Consider the following 18840-nt stretch of genomic DNA (forward strand, 5'->3'; position numbering starts at 1 on the left):
GTCTTTGAATATTAAAAAAGCATCTTTTTTAGATTTTGGATTTAGGAGCAGCTTTAAATGCCGCTGGAGACTTTTTAAAATCGGTTATGGCTTTTTCAATCGCAATAATTTTCAGTTGGGTGGCTTTTTCACCCTCTAAAATGGACTGATTGCTGGCTTTTAAATCCAGTGTGCCCAAGTGTCCTACTTTAGGCTGAATCACTACAGTTGCTTGACTGAGTTCTTCATTGATACTTTGCTGTCCCATAATATTAATGGTCTGATCAAGCAAGCCCCACATGCTGAGCGCTTTACCCCCGACTGGGCGTGCAGAAATATCTACCGCAATGACAATATCAGCACCCATATCTTTCGCCGTTTTTACCGGAATCGGACTGACCAAGCCACCATCAACATATTGTTTTCCGCCAATCGTTGCAGGTACAAAGACATTCGGGATACTGCACGAAGCACGAACGGCCTGACCTGCATTGCCTTTAATAAATTCAGCTTTGCGACCCGTGTCCAGACGTGTGGCAACTGCAGCAAAACGAATCGGGAATTGTTCAATCGGTTTGTTGGCAATATGCTTGTTGACATAATTCTGCAATTTTTGGCCTTGCACCACGCCTTGACTGTTGAAGGTTAAATCGCGAATGTCGGATTCTTTGAGAGTGAGTGCAATTTGCTGAAGTTGATAAGGGGTTTTACCACTGGCATAGATACTGCCGACAAAACTACCGGCACTGGTGCCTGTGACAATTTTCGGTTTAATGCCATGTGATTCTAAAACTTTAAGTACCCCGATATGGGCAAAACCTTTGGCTCCACCACCCCCCAGCGCAATGGCAATTACGGGTTCACGTGCTTTTAAGGTGGTCGTTTGCGGTTGGGTTTTTACAGCTTTATCACAGCCCATCAGGCTAAGCGCCAAGAGACCCATGAAAGAATATTGCACAAACTTCATAATTAAAATTGGACATCAAATAGACAAAAGTTGCGCACATGACATCAGATAAACATAATTTTGACTAGCGATTTTTCATACGATTTTGTAACGGTTTGGCCAGCCAGTCCGGATTTTTCGGAGAAAATTTTCCCTCATACAAATTTAAAATCTGTTCTAAATCCTGTTCATAATTTCCCGTTGGGTGAAACACGCCTAAGCAGTAAATGGTTTTATTGTCGTAATCAAAAGAGAACATCACAATGGGAATATGCGCGCCTACAGCAATACGGTAAAAACCACTTCTAAACGAATCTGCCTGTTTACGTGTTCCTTCAGGTGCCATACCGATCCAGATCTGGGCTTGGGCATTGATGAAGTTGATAATTTGCTGCGTTGTACCTTGGGAAATACTGCGATTAACAGGAATCCCCCCAATCCATTTCAGTAAGGGTTTTAGCGGTGTTTTAAACAAGGTATGTTTGCCAAAAATGGTAATTTTAATGCCCAGTCCGAGCAGGGCGGTAAAACCATGCCACGCATCAATATTGGAGGTGTGCGGGGAAATAATGGCGACGGCTTTAGGCAGGTTGGGAAACTCACCTTCAAAGCTCCAGCCTTGGGCAAGAAATATTTTTTTGAAAAGCGTTCGGCTCAAGCTGCTACCGCGAGCAGGTACTTGATCGGGCAATGTTGGGAAATGTGCTGACATGATTTTTATCCGCCTGCCTGACAAAAGTTTATCGCATTTTAATAATGTTAAGCTTTTGTAAAATAAGATTCATTGGCAAAAAGTAAACTACAATTCAGCTTGCTTGATAAAAATAAGCAATCCAGTTTTGACCAGAAGGGCGCACTATGCCGCGTACACCTAATATTTATATCCTGTTGTTTTCTTTATATTGGGCGCAAGGTTTGCCAGTAGGTTTTATGACCCATGCTTTACCGGTGATTTTACGTGCTCAAGGGGTATCACTGGCACAGATTGGCGGCTTTGGATTATTGATGTTGCCGTGGTCGATTAAAATTTTGTGGGCACCGTGGGTCGATCGGTTGGGTTATTCTGCTTTTGGACATTATCGTAGCTGGATTGTTCCAACCCAGTTATTAAGTGTAGCTGTACTCATTGGTTTATCCTTTCTGCCGATTCAGGCTTTAAATCAGCCTGAATATTTACTGGCATTTTTTGTGGCTTTACTGAGCATGAATCTGGTCGGTGCCACCCAAGATATTGCAACCGATGGCTTGGCAGTCAATATGCTTAAAAATGAGCAGCAACATTGGGGCAATACTTTTCAGGTCATTGGCTCACGACTGGGTTTTATTGTTGGTGGGGGCGCAATTTTATGGGCACTGGACTGGCTGGATTGGCAAATCACTTTTTTAGTTTTGGCCGGACTGGTTTTTCTAAATACCTTACCTATTCTGTTCTTTAAAGAACCAGCCCGATTCCAGCATATTCAGCACACAGCTGACAAAGAGGTTTTTAGCTGGAGTAAAGTAAAAAACTATCTAGCCTATTTTCATCAAACCCGTAGTTTGGCTTTATGGCTAGTCGTACTGATCACTTTTAAAATTGCCGATGGTTTGGCGGGTCCTTTACTAAAACCCCTAATGGTCGATTTAGGGCTGACATTTTCCCAGATTGGTATTTATGTGACCATGCTGGGGGCATTGGCTGCATTAATCGGGGCAGGATTGGCCGGCCTAAGTCTGAAGTATATATCTCGTGCAAATGCACTGCTCGGTTTTTCTGTTTTGAAAATTCTGAGCTTGACTGCATTCGCATGGCTGGCTTTTCAATATGAGGCACAACAGCCAATTAAACCGTGGCTTATTTATTTGATTAATGCTGCTGAAGATATGATTTCAGCCATGTTGCTGGTGGTGATGCTCACTTTGGTGATGCAATACAGCCGCAAACATTTGGCTGGAACAGATTTTACCTTTCAGGTGGCTTTGATGGCGACGGTCAGTGGAGGACTATATAGCCTAAGTGGAATATTGGGTGATTTTTTGGGTTATGCAGATTATTTAGCCTTTATCACCTTGGTCGCGGCGATCTGTTTATGGCCTGTTCTTAGATGGAAGGCCAAGCTTTAATAATACAATAAAAGTTTTTTATTTAAATTGATTATCTATTTAAAATCTAAGGAATAAAAAAGATAACTAAATAAAATCTAAATCATTTTTTTAAATATTTCTAAACAGTAACATCTGTTACAAAATAACTTAGGGGTATTGAAAAATGAAAACCAAAATTGCTGCAGCAATTGCTTTAGCTCTACTAACAGGCTCTACTTTTGCCGCGCCAACTTTGTATGGAGAAATCGATGCTTCTATCGATTATTTACCTGAAGACAATAAATCAGGTTTTTCTGATAAAGATGTCGTTGAAGTAAGTTCAAACAGTTCATTCGTTGGCTTAAAAGGTGATGAGAAGCTGACTGATAGCTTAAGCGCCGTGTATGCGATTGAATGGAGCATTAGCGCAGATGGGGATTCTACCGATTTAGGTGTACGTAACCGTTTTGTTGGTTTAAAAGATGCTCAACTCGGTACTTTAAAAGTGGGTGTACATGATACTCCTTTGAAACAACTTTCTAGTGTTGTCGATACATTCAACAACTATGTTGCTAATAAAGCTGATGTTGCAGGTTTCATGACAGGTGAAAATCGTGTTGCTAACGCAGTCATTTATGAATCTCCAGTAATTAAATTACCTACAGGTGCTATTAAAGTGAATACTTTATTGGCTTCTGGTGAAGATTCAGGCATTGCAAAAGGCAATGGCTCATCTAAAACTGCTGGTCGTGGCTTAGGCGATGCATGGTCTGCATCTGTTGTTTATGATAGTCCAGTGGTTGTGGCAGGTATTGCTTATGATAAAGCGATTCCTTCAAACTTCTTAGGGCGTGGTTTCGTAAATGCAGCACAGCCTGAAGTTGTTGGGGGGAATTTATTGGCTGCAGCGAATACGATTCGTGCTGTTGGTCGTGTGAATTTGTTAGACAACGCTTTAGCATTAAAAGCTTTATATCAAACTTCTGAAGTAGCAGAGACGAAAAATGCTGATATTTCTTCTACTGATTTAGTTGCTCAGGCAAACTGGCGAGCAGCAATTAGAAATATTGATGACTCACAAGGTTGGTTAGTGGGTGCTGAATATAATATTCCGACCGCTAAAGCTTGGACTGTAAAAGCTCAATATAGCCAAAATACAACTAGTTTTAAAAATGTAACGGCAGACTTTGAAGCAAAACAAATTTTTGCAGGTGCAGATTATGCCTTTAACAAGCAAGTGAAAGCCTATGGTTATGCAGGTTACTTAACCTTGGAACAAGGTTCTAATGAAACAAAACAACCCGTTGTAGGTACAGGTTTGGAATATAAGTTCTAATCAACGGTTACTTTTATTTAATCAAAAGGCGATGGTTACATCGCCTTTTTTTATTAAGTGCATTTTAAGTTTTGTATTTTAGATTAAGATATCAGTAAAAAGATAACCTACAATCATGTCAAATATCATCCGTCCAATACACAATAAAATAAAGACGATTTCATTAAGTCAGTTTAATTTTTTGTTGGCAAGTTGGTTGGGGGTGGTTCTGAATTTTGCTTTTTTTCAAAAAATACAAAGTCTAACCCCTTATCAAGGTCCAAAAGCCTATATGTTTTTGATGGCAACTGTGTTGGTGATTGTCGCCGCCTATAATCTGATTTTTCAGCTTGTGCAATGGACCTGGAATGCAAAATTCTTTGCCTATGTGTTGCTTTTCATTGGTGGTTTTACTGCATATTTTGTAAATAGTCTGGGTGTGGTAATTTCCCTTGAACAAATTCAGAACATGATGCAAACCGATGCGCGTGAAGTCCGGGATTTATTATCTTTACGATTTGTACTGTGGATAGTGTTCTTTGTGATCTGCCCGTTCATTTTGGTTGCTTATGTTCGTATCAAGCCTGAAGTTTTCTTATCTAAAGCTACTAAGAAACTCATTAATAGCATCATTTCATTGTTACTGATGGGCGGATTGTTATTTCTCTTTTATGTGGATTATGCAGCCATCTTCCGTGAACATCGCGATTTAAAAGGCATGATTTCTCCACAAAATACCATCTCAGCGACAGTTTCTTATTATCATAAATCTAAACCTGCACAGAATTTGCCTTTGGTGAGTTATGGTGATGATGCATATTTATTTCAGCAAGTGGGTGAGAAAAATAAACCTAAATTGATGGTCCTAGTGGTGGGTGAAACGGCACGCGCAGAGAGTTTTTCTTTAAATGGTTATTCTAGAAATACTAATCCTGAACTCTCTAAACTGGATATTATCAATTTTAATCAGGTGAGTTCATGTGGTACGACAACAGCAGTGTCAGTACCTTGTATGTTTTCCGGTATGCCTCGTTCAGATTATGACGAACAACTGGCCAGTCACCGTGAAGGATTACTCGATATTGCACAGCGGACAGGCTATAAAGTGACGTGGATTGACAATAATTCAGGCTGTAAAGGCACATGTAACCGGGTGGAGCAGTATCAAATTCCACAACCGTTAAAAGACAAATGGTGTGCCAAAGATGGGGACTGTTATGATGAAATTTTGGTAGATAGTTTAAAAGCCTATCTTGCAGCGATTCCTGAAGCTGACAAAACTCCGCGTTTAATTGTACTTCATCAAATGGGAAGTCATGGACCGGCTTATTACCAGCGTTCAACGGATAAATTCCAGCCCTTTAAACCCAGCTGTGATACCAACGCAATTCAAGGCTGCAGCAGCACAGAATTATTGAATAGTTATGATAATTCGATTGTCTATACCGACCATGTTTTAAGCTCCCTGATTCAGGTGTTAAAAGGCAATACCACTCATCAAACTGGATTTTGGTATTTATCCGACCATGGTGAATCGACTGGAGAGCATGGACTATATTTGCATGGTTCACCCTATGCCATTGCGCCCACTCAACAAACCCATATTCCAATGTTAATGTGGTTTTCACCGGAATGGACTCAACATAATTCCGCACAAATCACTTGCTTAGCCAAGCAAAAAAGCCAAGAATTAAGTCAAGATAACTTGTTTCCAAGTCTGCTCAGTTTATTGGATATTACCAGCCAAGTTATTGATGAACAAAAAAATATGTTGAAACAATGTGGGTCAAAAAAGAAAGTGTGAGTTTAAAAGCATGACTAAAATATTAATGATAGAAGATGATTTTATGATTGCTGAATCCAGCATGACTTTGTTGAAATATCAGCAATTTGATGTGGAGTGGGTCAACAATGGGATTGATGGTTTAAAAAAACTGACCCAAGAAAAATTTGATATTGTCTTGCTTGACCTTGGCTTACCCATGATGGATGGTATGCAGGTGTTGAAACAAATTCGTCAGCAGTGGTCAAATTTACCTGTTCTGATTATTTCCGCACGTGATCAATTACAAAACCGGGTGGATGGCTTGAACCATGGCGCTGATGACTATTTGATTAAGCCCTATGAATTTGATGAATTGTTGGCGCGTATACATGCTTTATTGCGCCGTAGTGGAGCAGAGTCAGCGCTGGAAAACAGTCTGAAAGTTTTAAGTTATGGTGATTTGGTTTTGGATGTGGAACAGCATATTGCCAAGTTTAAAGGACAATATATTGATCTATCCAATCGGGAATGGGCAATTTTGACTCCTTTAATCAGTCATCCGAACAAGATTTTTTCTAAAGCCAATTTAGAAGATAAGTTATATGATCTAGATAGTGAAGTGAGCAGCAATACCATTGAAGTTTATGTACATCATTTACGGGCCAAACTGGGGAAAGATTTTATTCGTACCATTCGTGGATTAGGTTATCGACTCGGACAATTATAAGGTCAGCAACTGGTGCAGTCACAGTATTCATTAAAAAAACGCCTGATTATTTATATTTCTGTTTTTAGTATTGCTTTGGGCTGCGTGCTCATTTTTTCTGCCTATCGGATTGCACTGGAAGAAATTAATGAAGTTTTAGATGCGCAGATGCAAAATTTGGCAGAACGCGTCGCTGCACATGATCCTGAACCGGTTCAAAGCCAGTTTGATCCATCCAAGCATTATCATGAAGAAGATTTATTTGTTGATGTCTGGGCTTATGCCAATCAAGATCATAAAACGCATGATCTAGATTTGTTGATCCACCCTATTCATAAAGCAGGATTTTACACCCACAAAACCGCACAAGACAGTTGGCATACTTATGTTTTACCTTTAGAGCATTATCAGGTTCAGGTCAGCCAGCAGCAAGCGACACGGCAGCTTTTGGCATTAGAGCTTGCTAGCAGTATGTTTATTCCTTACCTCCTGTTTATGCCTTTTGTGATTGGGGGTTTAAGCTGGATTATTGGTCGCAGTTTACAGCCACTTGATGACTTTAAAGCGGAATTGGCACAGCGCGATTCAAATGAGCTAAGTGCAATACAACTTAATAATTATCCTGTGGAAATTGTTCCCACCATTACCGAAATGAATCATTTGTTTGAGCGTATTCTACATTCGCAACAGGAACAGCGGCAGTTTATTGCTGATGCTGCACATGAGTTACGCACGCCCATCACTGCATTAAATTTGCAAATGCAAATTCTGTTAAAACAATTTCCAGAAGATCATGATTTGCAGAATTTGAGTCAAGGATTAATCCGGATACAACATTTGGTCAGCCAGTTACTTAATCTGGCAAAACAGGATGCTTCAATTCTGGAGATGGAAAGCAAACAGCAGTTTTTACTCAATCAGGTAGCGGTAAATTGTGTGGAGCAGTTGATTCATTTAGCCATGCAAAAAGAAATTGATTTGGGCATGGAGCACCAAGAGGATGTTGTACTAAATAGTCAAGAATCAGCCGTTCATTCAATTATTTTTAATCTGATTGATAACGCGATTAAATACACACCGAATCAGGGCGTGATTAATGTTTCTGTGTTTGAACAAAATGGTTTTGCCATGGTTCAAGTTGAAGATAGCGGGCCGGGGATTGCACCCGAGTTACATGAGCAGATTCTTAAGCGCTTTTATCGTATTCACCATCATTTAGAAATGGGTAGCGGTTTGGGACTTTCTATTGTCGATAAAGCCACGGAACGATTAGGCGGCAGTATCTCTTTTTCAAGGAGTGAAAGTCTGGGAGGTTTACAGGTAAATGTTCAATTGCCACTGGTTAAGCAGATTTAAAATCCCATCACTCTGGAGAAGATGGAGTAATTGTAAAACGCTTATAATTAAATAAATAAAAGATCCCATTCACCAGCCAAATAATCCATGCCGTCCACAGGTTATGACTGAGAAAATGCGCTCCACGCATCATCTGTGCCCAACCCATGGCAAAACCTAAAATACAGCCCGAGACCAGAAAAAAGTAGGCGCGCTTTTTATTGGATTGGCGAAACACAGAATAGCCTGCCATGAGCGCAAAGCCGGTCGAGGCATGACTACCCGGGAAACAATGTCCTTTACTGGCTGAAAAATCCCAGAAGAAACCCTGAGATGTGGGAATCGTGCTATTCCAAGGACAGGCATGTGCAGATTGAGATTTTAACAGTCCAATGATTGAGGTCGAGAGAATGACCATGCAAAAGAAATAGCCATAGGTCCAACGCACTGGTCTTAATTTTTCAATTTTGAACGAAGCCAGCCATATCATAAAAAAACTGGCATAGACTAAAATGATCAGGTCTTTAATATAACGGTGATTCAGTTCGGCTAGATACCAGTTATCACGCAATAAGAATTGCCCAGATTCACTCACCCACGGATGAATCAATGCAAGATCCAGTGATCCACCGATAGGAAAGAATATCCAAAGCATACAAAAACTAATAATCAGGAAGCAGCCTTGATAGAGGATGAAACGTTGCTTGTCGTGCATAAAAAAGATCGATTGATTTTATTTGCACTATTACAACAATAAAACCTTAATCCAGACTTAAGTGATGGCGGGAAAGGCGATCTAAACACTTAGAAAGTTGTGTACAGATAGACAATAACGTTGTGCTGAATCGTAATAAACATATAAAGGAAACAGCTTAACCATACATGTCTTCGGTGCTACATTAGCCTACAAGATTTGTGAGGTATTAAAATGACGATTCGTGCTGTTTTATTTGATCTGGATAATACCTTAACCCATCGTGATCAAAGTATTTTGGCTTATAGCCAGCATTTGGCAAATACTTATCAGCGTCAATTACAGCATACTGATATTAGTCAAATTCAGTCGATTATCCGCCGTATTGATAATGGTGGCTACCCCAAAAAAGAGCTGCTCACCCATCCGAGTATTGCGGCTTCCGTAGCTTATGCGCTACAGCAAGAACTGAAATGGAACAGCCTGCCGGACTTGGATGAATTATCACAATTCTGGTTTCAGCAATTTGGATTATCCGCTGTTGCCATGCCAGGTGCGAATAGCCTGTTAGCAGATTTAAAACAGCAAGGTTATAAACTGGCAGTGGTTTCCAATGGTGGACATGCCACCCGTTTAACCATTTTACAAGGCTTGGGTTTTAGTCATTATTTTGATGAAATTATCAGTTCTGAATTGGTGGGTATCAGTAAACCGAATGCTGAAATTTTTCTACATACCAGCCGTCAATTGGATGTTACACCACAACATTGTTTATTTATTGGCGATCATCCCGTGAATGATATACAAGGCGCAACCGAAGCCGGTATGAAAGCTTTATGGCTGCAAGGTTTTCATGATATTGATGGTCATCAGCCGATGAATACGATTCAACATTTAGCTGAAATTAAGCAATATTTATAATGCCTAATGTGGCTTATCTTTTTTTGAAAATAGAAGTGACATTTATACAAATAAAAAAAAGCGACTCTTTCGAGTCGCGCTGAAAATCGTATTAAGTTTAAGAGCAGGTTTAAAAATCAGGTGTAAAATTTAAGCCTTAAAACATGGTGTCTTCTGAATTAGCAGAAATTTTATGAATAGATAAATCTGCACCCCGAAATTCATCTTCTTGCGATAAACGGATGCCCATGGTGATTTTGAGTGCACCGTAAACCAGAAAGCCGCCAGCAAGTGCAATCGAGATGGCCAGAAGTGTACCAATCATTTGCGAAATCATGGAAACATTGCCTAGACCGCCTAACCATTGTTGTCCGAAAACCCCAACCGCCAAGCCACCAAATGTACCGCATACGCCGTGTAAGGGCCAAACACCCAAGACGTCATCGACTCTAAGTTTATTTTGCGTATAGGTAAAGAGTTTCACGAAGATCACGCCTGCAACTGCTCCAATAATAAGCGCTCCAACAGGATGCACCACGTCAGAACCTGCACAAATCGCCACTAAGCCTGCCAAAGGACCGTTGTGTAAAAAGCCGGGGTCATTTTTGCCCATAAAGTTGGCAGCAATGGTTCCACCGACCATCGCCATGAGTGAGTTAATCGCAACCAGGCCTGAAATAGCATCCAGACGTTGCGCGCTCATCACGTTAAAACCAAACCAGCCCACGATTAAGATCCAGGAACCCAAAGCCAGAAAAGGAATTGAAGAAGGTGGGTGTGCGCTCACTCGGCCATCTTTTTTATAACGGCCATAGCGTGCACCCAGTAAAATCACCGCGACTAAAGCAATCCATCCGCCCATCGCATGCACCACGACAGAACCGGCAAAGTCATGGAAACTTGCACCAAATGTGCCTGCTAACCATTTTTGCAGTCCCAAATTGCCATTCCAGGCAATGCCTTCAAAGAAGGGATAGATCAAGGCGACCAATAATAAGGTAGCAATCGCTTGGGAACGCATTTTGGTACGTTCGGCAATACCACCAGAAATAATTGCAGGAATAGCCGCAGCAAAAGTCAGCAGGAAAAAACAGCGCATCAGGTTATAGCCATGATCCGCAGCTAAGGTTGCGCCAATATGGAAAAAATGTTGTCCATAAGCAATGTAATAGCCAACAAAAAAGTAGGCGATGGCTGAAATGGAAAAATCAGTCAGAATTTTACTGAGTGCATTGACCTGGTTTTTATGTCGGACTGTGCCCAGCTCCAAAAATGCAAAACCTGCATGCATGGCTAAAACTAAAACTGCCCCAAGAAGGAGAAAGAGTAAATCAATATTTTGCATATTTTAGCCCTATTTTAGCGCTGTTTTTCACAAAAAGATGATCAGTATATCGAGGCATAAAACTTGAGGAAGAGATTTGAAAGGGGAAATATTGATCATTCATCTAAAAAAATGCTCAAGACTCGATATAAAGCAAAGTATGATTTTTAGAGGCATTTCCTGCACCTATTTAAGGCGATAAATTTAAATTAAAGTATATATAAATATATGATTAACAGATTAAATTTAGGAGTTGTAGTTATGTCTGTTTTTTAGGCTTTTTCTTGTGGCACTGAATAGTGGCAATATTATAAATCTGAAATATTAAAATAATTTAAAGATAAAGTAAGCAATGAATTTGAATGAAGTGATTTTAGTGGCTTTGATCATCAAGGATGGGGTGTTTTGAAAATTATTCTTTAACCTGACTTTAAGTTCCATGCCATATGGATAAGCACACTAGAGTGAAAAAACCAAATATTCTAAAAGAGAATAAGGTGAATAATCAAACAATATAAGATACAAAATCTATAACGAAATGGTAGTTTTAGTTTTGATATCGCAGTTTTAACTCTAGAAGATAAGTGCTCATTTTATATTGTATTTTAAGGATTAAAGATGAAACGGAGTATGCTCGGATTACTGGCATTGGTGGGTTTTAATACGTTTGCAGCCGAAGGAACTCAATTTGACTGGGGTTATGCTGCGCACACTGCACCGGCACAATGGGGCAAAATTAAGCCTGAATATCAAGCCTGTGAAGGTTTAAATCAAGCACCGATTAATATTGATCAAACCATATCGGCAAAACTACCGGCTTTAAAATTAAATTACAGTTCAAAAGCGGATACGATTATTAATAATAATCGGACTGTACAAATTAATTTTGCCGAGGGCAATACTCTGGAATTGGATCATAAGCTATTTCATCTCAAACAATTTCATTTACATAGCCCAAGCGAAAACATCATTAAGGGAAAAAGCTTTGCGATGGAGATGCATTTGGTGCATGCCACTGAACAGGGCGAGTTAGCCGTAGTCGCCGTGATGTTTGACGAAGGTCAGGAAAACAAAAAGTTGAAACAACTCTGGAAAGAATTACCAAAAAAAGCAGGCAATGTCGTACAGCTGAAACATCAGGATTTAGCTGCTGCATTCTTGCCTGAAAAATTAGATTACTATCGTTTTAATGGTTCACTCACCACACCACCGTGTTCCGAAGGGGTGCGCTGGATTGTACTTAAAGATATTCAACAAGCATCGAAACAGCAGATTCAGGCATTTTCAAGTCTGATGGAACACCCGAATAACCGTCCTGTGCAACCGACCAATGCACGCCTGGTTCTTGAATAATTACATCGAAATAAAAAAGCAGATCATATGATCTGCTTTTAAAATGCTTATATGTTTAGTGCAAGATTTTATTCAGAAATTGCTGTGCACGTTCGCCGCGTTGGGTATTAAAGAATTCATCTTTAGTACAATCTTCTACAATTTTGCCTTGATCCATAAAGATCACACGATTTGCGACCTGACGGGCAAAGCCCATTTCGTGGGTCACACACATCATGGTCATGCCTTCTTTGGCCAGACCCACCATCACGTCCAAGACTTCAGTAATCATTTCCGGGTCAAGTGCGGAAGTCGGTTCATCAAACAGCATGGCAATCGGGTCCATGCTTAGGGCGCGTGCAATGGCTACACGTTGTTGTTGTCCACCTGAAAGCTGTGCAGGGAATTTATCTGCCTGAGCACTAAGTCCAACACGGTCCAGATAAGCCAAACCTTTTTTCTTGGCTTCTGCTTCAGAACGTCGCAGAACTTTAATCTGGGCAATGGTCAAGTTTTCAGTAATGGTTAAATGTGGAAATAACTCAAAATGCTGAAACACCATACCGACGCGGCTGCGTAATAGGTTCAAGTTGGTTTTCGGGTCTTTAATCGAAATGCCATCGACCGTGATATTGCCTTGCTGAAAGGTTTCCAAACCATTCACTGTTTTAATCAGAGTGGATTTTCCCGAACCCGAAGGACCACAGACCACCACCACTTCGCCTTGGCGAATTTGCGTGGTGCAATCTGTGAGTACCTGAAATTTGTCGTACCATTTACTCACGTTCTGAATGTCGATCATCACTTTGTTATCATTCATACACGTAACCTTCTTTGTAATTTTTTAACAGCATAAGTGGCCAAAAGACTAATAGTGAAATACACCAGCCCTGCAAATAAAATGTACTGGGTCAGCAGCGACATCAGGTCGCCACGGACATAACTGGTTCTGAAAAAGTCCAGCAAGCCGATGGCATATACCATGGTTGAATCCTGGAATAAAATAATGGTTTGTTGCAATAGCAGCGGGGTCATTTTACGAAAGGCTTGCGGCAAGATGATGAGCCGCATTGATTGCCCGTAACTCATGCCTAAAGCAGAAGCTGCGGCTGATTGTCCACGTGGAATCGATTGAATGCCGGCACGTACAATTTCAGAAAAATAGGCTGCTTCAAATAGCATAAAAGCCACAATACTGGATACCAGTGCGGTATCAATGGTCAGGTAATTTCCTGTGACTGCAGTATAAAAAAAAGGTACCGCAAAGTAGAACCACATCAGCACCAGCAGTAGGGGAATGGAGCGAAACAGGTTTACATAGCCTTGTGCAATCCAGTTAAACACTTTAATGGAAGATAAACGCATTAAAGCCAGTATCGTCCCAATTAAAATACCACCGACTGTAGCAATACAGACTACTTTTAAAGTGATGCTGAAACCATGCCATAAAGCAGGGCCAGAAAGTTGCAAATCATTTAAAAATGCAGAGAGCCATTCCATTATTTACCACCTGCAATTAAACCTGGTACATACAAACGTCTTTCCAACAGGGTCATTACCGAGATTAAGCAGACATTAATCACAATGAAAATCACGGTCACAATGGTGTAAATCTCGATGGTATTTTGCGTGTATTCACTGATGGTCTTCATCTGGGAAATAATTTCTGCCACACCTACCAACGATGCTACAGAGGTATTTTTGACGCAGTTGGTCAGCTCGGAACTGAGTGGCGGTAAAATGGTGCGAAAGGACTGCGGTAAAATAACGTAGCGGTATAATTGAGTGGTACTGAAGCCCAAGGCATAACCGGCATTCACTTGTCCGACCGGCAAGGCTTCAATGCCTGTTCGTACCTGTTCACAGACTCTGGCAGCGGTAAATAACCCCAAACCGACACTGGCAGAAATCAGCGCCGTGGTATTGGCACCCAAATCATTGATCCACCAATTTCGAATAGTCGAGGGCAAAAAGTTGGGAACCACATAAAACCAGATAAATAATTGAATCAGCAACGGCACATTTCGGAAAATGGTGACATAAGCTGTGCCAATGGCACGTGCAGTTTTGCTTGGCAAAGTCCGCATGATGCCCAGAATACTGCCCAAAACCATGGCAATGGTCCATGCAACAAAAGTAATCACCAATAACCAGCCCAGACCAGTTAAAACCCATTGTAAATAGGTGCTGTCACCGACCCCTGTGGGTTGCCACAAAACACTCCAATTCCAACTATAATTCATAGTGACTCCACCAAAAAGTCAGATAAAAATCTTTTACCTGACTTTGAAAGTATGTTGTTTTAAAGTTTATTGATCGCGATCGTGAGGATTAGCAATTAACGCTTTAAGCTGATCTGACATTTTGAAGTTTAGATTGATATTTTTTGGTGGAATCGGTTGCTGGAACCATTTCTCATACATTTTATTAATTTCACCCGAACTATAGGTCGCTTTAATCGCATCATCGACCACTTGCTTAAAGCCCGGGTCGCCCTTACGCATCATGCAACCGTAAATTTCGTGAATGGGTGCGGTCCCGACAATCACCCATTTGTCTGGATCCGAAGCTTTAGATTTTTCACCGGCAAGCAAGATGTCATCCATCATAAAGGCAGCGGCACGACCATTTTGCAACATCAAGAATGATTCTGCATGGTCTTTGGCAGAAATAATTTCACCAATACCAAGTTCTTTTTGATGCTGACGAATATAACGTTCAGATGTCGTTCCGGCTGTAGTCACCAGTTTTTTACCTTTAAGATCGGTAAAATCTTTTATTCCCGAATCTTTAGCGGTAAGCAGACGAGAACCGACTTCAAAGTAACCCACAGAGAAGTCAACCTGTTGCTGACGTTCTTTGTTATTGGTGGTTGAACCGCACTCTAAATCGACCGTACCATTTGAAACCAACGGAATACGATTTTGGCTGGTCACCAGGTTATAGCGAATTTTCAAGTCCGGCATATTGAGTTTTTGTTTAACTGCATCAACTACTTTTAATTGCAGATCATGCGCATAACCGACCGGCTGATTTGGGTTGTCTGCGATATAAGAAAATGGAATTGAAGAATCACGATAGCCCAACACGATGGTGCCGGATTTCTTGATTTTATCAAGGGTGCCTGAAGAGACCGCATCTGCACCGCTTGCAGCTGGGTCATTTGAAGTCGGAGCTTTATTGTCGCTACAAGCTGTTAAGCCGAACATAAAGGCGCTTGCGCAAAGTAGTGAAGTCAGGGTGCGTTTAGAGGTCATGTACAAAACTCCTTTTATCATATTTTATTCATCATTTGCTTATGGTCTTGGACTGATCCATCTATCAAGTTATGCACAAATGAGGCTATTGTAATTATTCATGCAATACTGCAATCAATTTCATCTTAAGCGAGTTATCTAGTATTGCTCAAGCAAAATTTATGCAGAATTTGTTAATGATAAATGTTTAGGAAATAAACAGTTTTTAGCCAAATCCCGTATAACAAGCGACTTTAACTACAGCAGGAAATATGCCAGAGTAAGGTCATTGTTTTGACTTGAGACTAAAGTTTAAGGCGGCTTAATTTAAACAAAAGATAAAAATATCGAGAACAGGCAATTTAGCTTAACATCTGATTGTTGAGCGCTTTGGCCCAGCGGCAGCATTTGCAACGTGAACACTGCTGATCTGGTTTGGAAATATAATCCACATGACCGCAATACATGCAGGCATAGCAAGTGTCCGGTTCTACTTGCATGGTTTGCTTATACTGTTTGGGGAATAGCGGTAGGCCATAACGTATTTCCTCCGGTTTGAACAATAAAATACTAAATTTACCGTCGGTTTCCAGGAGGCCGGCACGCACCTGGCCCAAATGTTCAATGCCTTGCTGACGCATTTCGGCAAAGAATTCATCATGCGACATTTTGCCGCGTTTAATCTTGTCTAGAACCAGTACCCCATTTTCGACAATATACAGCGACTTTCCTTCTATTAAGTCTTCAAAGGGTTGGTATTTCATCATCAGCCAAGTGGTCAGGCGATATAATATAATGACAATGCTCATGATCAGCAGTGCCTGGATCAGCGGCAGATCTTCAGTGAACATCGGGTCACCGGCAATGGAACCGAGGGATAAAATGATCGCCAGTTCAAAAATGGAAAGCTGCCGAATACCGCGTTTTCCGGTTAAGCGTAGAAAGATCATAATCATGCAAAACATGAGAATGACACGTATAGTGATTTCTGCAGCAAATGTCCACGTAGTGTCATGAATAAAGATACTTGCCCAATCCATCTATATCGTTCCTTCCTCTTATTGCTTCATCATTCTTTTTATACTATGCCTGAGTAGAGCAGGGCATAGGTTTATAATTAGGTAAAGAACTGCCAATATTTGAGCAGCTTGGTTTACTTAAACTAACAGGTATAACAAAATAAAAAGTTGAATACTCTAATAAGTAAATCTGTACTGCTAACTTTCACATGCCAGATGCAGCATTGGCTAATTTCAAGTTGTAATCTGGCTATGACCATACTTGCGTATCAAGCGCAGTAACTTTTCTTTCCAATTCTGGCACGACAATGCTTGCCATGATTTTGTCTGTTATTGGGTCAGGAATATTGCTATAGTTTTTCTTTTGCTTTCTTCTTCCCTATGTCTTTCGATTTAAAAAACACGGTTCAGCTAGATGCAGAGCTTTCCCCACAGCAAAAAAAGCTGAATGGCCTGATTGAAAAAATTGAACAGCAAAAAATAGACTTGGCGGCCTGGGAAAAAGCTCAAAATGACATTCAACAATATGCACGTCAAACTCTTGTGCCTATTTATAACGAATTACACATTGTATTGTTTCAACAGCTTGAACAGTTATGGAAACACTTACATAGTGGAGAATTTTCAAAGGGAGAGGTCATACAAATTGATGGAAAAATTCAACACCTGACAGCGTATTTAAAAGACTCAAATGCCTTGTCAGCGCAGCAAGCCAGTACAGTCGAAGAAATTGATACTTTCTACCAGCAATATGCAGAGCATACAAACGCGAAGAAAATCAAGAAAAAGCCTTTCGTTGAAACCGATTCTAAATTTGAAAGTGCTGAGTCAGATGAAGAGGAAACAGCATTTGATCCTTTCGATGATTGGGACAGTACACAGCACGAACAGCAACGTGAACAAGCCAAGTTCAAACGACAACAAGAAAAGCGTGAGCAAGCAGAGAAAATGGCAGAGCAATCTTTAAAAACTGTTTATTTGAAAATTGCAGCGACCATTCATCCTGATCGTGAACAAGATGAAAGCAAAAAAATTGAAAAAACAGAAATGCTGCAACATGCCAATGCCGCTTACGAGAAGCAGGATTTATTCTATTTACTGAAACTGCAAATTCAGATTGAGCAGAATAGAGGGGCAACGCAAAAAGGTTTAACTGCAGATCAAGTGAAGTTTTATCAGCTGGCCTTGGATGCACAAAGTCAGCAGCTAGACAATCAAATAGATGAGATTATTGATTCATTGGTCTGGACAGAGAATGCCAAAATTGCAGTGCAAAAGTCCAAAGGAAAGGTTCAGATTTCTGATTTGTATAAGCAAATTGATGCCGATACTGCGTCCATTAAACAACAAGTGAAATGGGAAAAGGATCGACTCAAATATATGAGTCGAGTGAAAGGGTTGGAGATGTTGTTGGGGAATGGGGCTTTGTGATTTAAAAGCACCTCTCCCTTGCGTACTCAAAATATATTTTGAGGATGCTCATCTCCTAAAAGGAGAGGTAACTTCACTAGATATCAAATGAAAAGTGAATTCACAAAGAATGCTCCCTCTCCCTATGGGAGAGGGTCGGGGTGAGGGTTAATCATTATCTCTACCATTAGCTTTATTTTCTATCCCTTTCTTTAACATCTCTATTAGTTCTTTTTCCTCGTCTGAGAACACAGATAAATCAGACGAGTCGATGATATTTAAAATGCGTGGAATATCTAAAAAATTCTCGACTGTATCAGCTTTAATATATTTTTTAATATTTGATATAGTATAAAAATTACTAGATGATCGAGTAACTTGAATCATGGATCGTAGTAACTTTAAGATTCCGTTCATATCTTGAGTTTGTGCTTCAAACCAAGCTAGTACATCTGAAGAATTCCCCCATTCCTTCCAACGATACATTAATGAAAGGAATGACTTATTCTGAATAATTTTTTCAGGATTTAAATTAACAAATTGATTTAATTTATTAATAAAATCCTTTTTTAGTTGTTCAAAATCAGAATCATCTAATAAGGTCTCCTGACTTTTTTCTCTATTCTGATGTTCTGCAATCAGTATATCTTCAATAATCGAAAAATTTGGATTTTGATTAGGGTCTGTTGACATTTGTTGCTTAAAAAAATAGCGAGGTAGTAAAATTAAATCGCCAAACCCAATTTTACTCTCGCTATGCCTCGTACAATGCTGAATAATCAACACTGGTCTAAGTTACTTTCTATTTTCCGAAA

The 18840-nt window shown here is 40.2% G+C and carries 18 protein-coding genes; 8 read left to right on the plus strand and 10 right to left on the minus strand.

The annotated features are described in order from the left end of the window. Nucleotides 1-28 precede the first annotated feature (28 nt). Nucleotides 29-946: a patatin-like phospholipase family protein gene (locus ACKI4H_RS02355; protein ID WP_407303604.1), complete on the minus strand. Its 918-nt coding sequence runs from the start codon at nt 944-946 to the stop codon at nt 29-31. Between the two features lie 64 nt (nt 947-1010). Then, entirely contained in the window at nt 1011-1637 is a 627-nt protein-coding gene (locus ACKI4H_RS02360; protein WP_407303605.1) for a lysophospholipid acyltransferase family protein, read from the minus strand. A 146-nt stretch (nt 1638-1783) separates the two neighbouring features. Here ACKI4H_RS02360 and ACKI4H_RS02365 point away from each other — a divergent pair, with 146 nt between their 5' ends. The 5 genes from ACKI4H_RS02365 to ACKI4H_RS02385 all read left to right on the plus strand — a co-directional run bounded on the left by ACKI4H_RS02365 (nt 1784) and on the right by ACKI4H_RS02385 (nt 8131). Continuing rightward, the gene (locus tag ACKI4H_RS02365) at nt 1784-3028 is read left to right on the plus strand and encodes an MFS transporter (RefSeq protein ID WP_407303606.1); all 1245 of its coding nucleotides are present in this window, start codon (nt 1784-1786) and stop codon (nt 3026-3028) included. 145 nt (nt 3029-3173) lie between these two features. Continuing rightward, nucleotides 3174-4325 (plus strand): porin, encoded by a 1152-nt coding sequence (locus ACKI4H_RS02370; protein WP_407303608.1) that lies wholly within the window; start codon nt 3174-3176, stop codon nt 4323-4325. 115 nt (nt 4326-4440) lie between these two features. Next, entirely contained in the window at nt 4441-6108 is a 1668-nt protein-coding gene (locus ACKI4H_RS02375) for a phosphoethanolamine transferase (RefSeq protein WP_407303610.1), read from the plus strand. 10 nt (nt 6109-6118) lie between these two features. Then, a complete protein-coding gene (locus ACKI4H_RS02380) occupies nt 6119-6796 on the plus strand; it encodes a response regulator transcription factor (RefSeq protein WP_407303612.1) in 678 nt (225 codons plus the stop codon). Between the two features lie 12 nt (nt 6797-6808). Then, nucleotides 6809-8131 carry an ATP-binding protein gene (locus ACKI4H_RS02385; protein WP_407303613.1) on the plus strand — a complete coding sequence of 441 codons (1323 nt, stop codon included), beginning with the start codon at nt 6809-6811 and terminating at the stop codon, nt 8129-8131. Nucleotides 8132-8138: 7 nt separating this feature from the next. On the opposite strand, the gene ACKI4H_RS02390 is transcribed toward ACKI4H_RS02385, so the two are convergent. Then, entirely contained in the window at nt 8139-8825 is a 687-nt protein-coding gene (locus tag ACKI4H_RS02390; protein WP_407303615.1) for a phosphatase PAP2 family protein, read from the minus strand. A 213-nt stretch (nt 8826-9038) separates the two neighbouring features. On the opposite strand from ACKI4H_RS02390, the gene ACKI4H_RS02395 reads away from it, so the two are divergent. Further along, entirely contained in the window at nt 9039-9725 is a 687-nt protein-coding gene (locus tag ACKI4H_RS02395; protein WP_407303617.1) for an HAD family hydrolase, read from the plus strand. 136 nt (nt 9726-9861) lie between these two features. Here ACKI4H_RS02395 and ACKI4H_RS02400 read toward each other — a convergent pair whose 3' ends face one another. After that, nucleotides 9862-11049, minus strand: coding sequence for an ammonium transporter (locus ACKI4H_RS02400; RefSeq protein ID WP_407303618.1), 1188 nt, complete (start codon nt 11047-11049; stop codon nt 9862-9864). 597 nt (nt 11050-11646) lie between these two features. Between ACKI4H_RS02400 and ACKI4H_RS02405 the strand changes: the two genes are divergently transcribed. Beyond that, nucleotides 11647-12381 (plus strand): carbonic anhydrase, encoded by a 735-nt coding sequence (locus ACKI4H_RS02405; RefSeq protein ID WP_407303620.1) that lies wholly within the window; start codon nt 11647-11649, stop codon nt 12379-12381. A 55-nt stretch (nt 12382-12436) separates the two neighbouring features. Here the strand turns inward: ACKI4H_RS02405 and ACKI4H_RS02410 are convergent, their stop codons facing one another. The 5 genes from ACKI4H_RS02410 to ACKI4H_RS02430 form a co-directional block, all read right to left on the minus strand. Then, nucleotides 12437-13162, minus strand: coding sequence for an amino acid ABC transporter ATP-binding protein (locus ACKI4H_RS02410; RefSeq protein ID WP_407303636.1), 726 nt, complete (start codon nt 13160-13162; stop codon nt 12437-12439). A gap of 14 nt (nt 13163-13176) precedes the next feature. Then, nucleotides 13177-13860, minus strand: coding sequence for an ABC transporter permease subunit (locus tag ACKI4H_RS02415; protein WP_407303622.1), 684 nt, complete (start codon nt 13858-13860; stop codon nt 13177-13179). After that, nucleotides 13860-14603 carry an amino acid ABC transporter permease gene (locus ACKI4H_RS02420; RefSeq protein WP_407303623.1) on the minus strand — a complete coding sequence of 248 codons (744 nt, stop codon included), beginning with the start codon at nt 14601-14603 and terminating at the stop codon, nt 13860-13862. The genes ACKI4H_RS02415 and ACKI4H_RS02420 overlap by 1 nt, the downstream gene beginning before the upstream one ends. A 66-nt stretch (nt 14604-14669) precedes the next feature. Then, nucleotides 14670-15617, minus strand: coding sequence for a transporter substrate-binding domain-containing protein (locus ACKI4H_RS02425; RefSeq protein ID WP_407303625.1), 948 nt, complete (start codon nt 15615-15617; stop codon nt 14670-14672). A gap of 341 nt (nt 15618-15958) precedes the next feature. Continuing rightward, complete coding sequence (locus ACKI4H_RS02430; RefSeq protein WP_407303626.1) at nt 15959-16636, minus strand: DUF421 domain-containing protein; 678 nt, start codon at nt 16634-16636, stop codon at nt 15959-15961. Between the two features lie 360 nt (nt 16637-16996). On the opposite strand from ACKI4H_RS02430, the gene ACKI4H_RS02435 reads away from it, so the two are divergent. Beyond that, the gene (locus ACKI4H_RS02435) at nt 16997-18046 is read left to right on the plus strand and encodes a molecular chaperone DnaJ (protein ID WP_407303629.1); all 1050 of its coding nucleotides are present in this window, start codon (nt 16997-16999) and stop codon (nt 18044-18046) included. A gap of 147 nt (nt 18047-18193) precedes the next feature. Here ACKI4H_RS02435 and ACKI4H_RS02440 read toward each other — a convergent pair whose 3' ends face one another. Beyond that, a complete protein-coding gene (locus tag ACKI4H_RS02440; protein WP_407303632.1) occupies nt 18194-18718 on the minus strand; it encodes a hypothetical protein in 525 nt (174 codons plus the stop codon). Nucleotides 18719-18840: the final 122 nt, after the last annotated feature.

Source organism: Acinetobacter sp., assembly GCF_045628685.1.
Taxonomy (GTDB): Bacteria; Pseudomonadota; Gammaproteobacteria; order Pseudomonadales; family Moraxellaceae; genus Acinetobacter.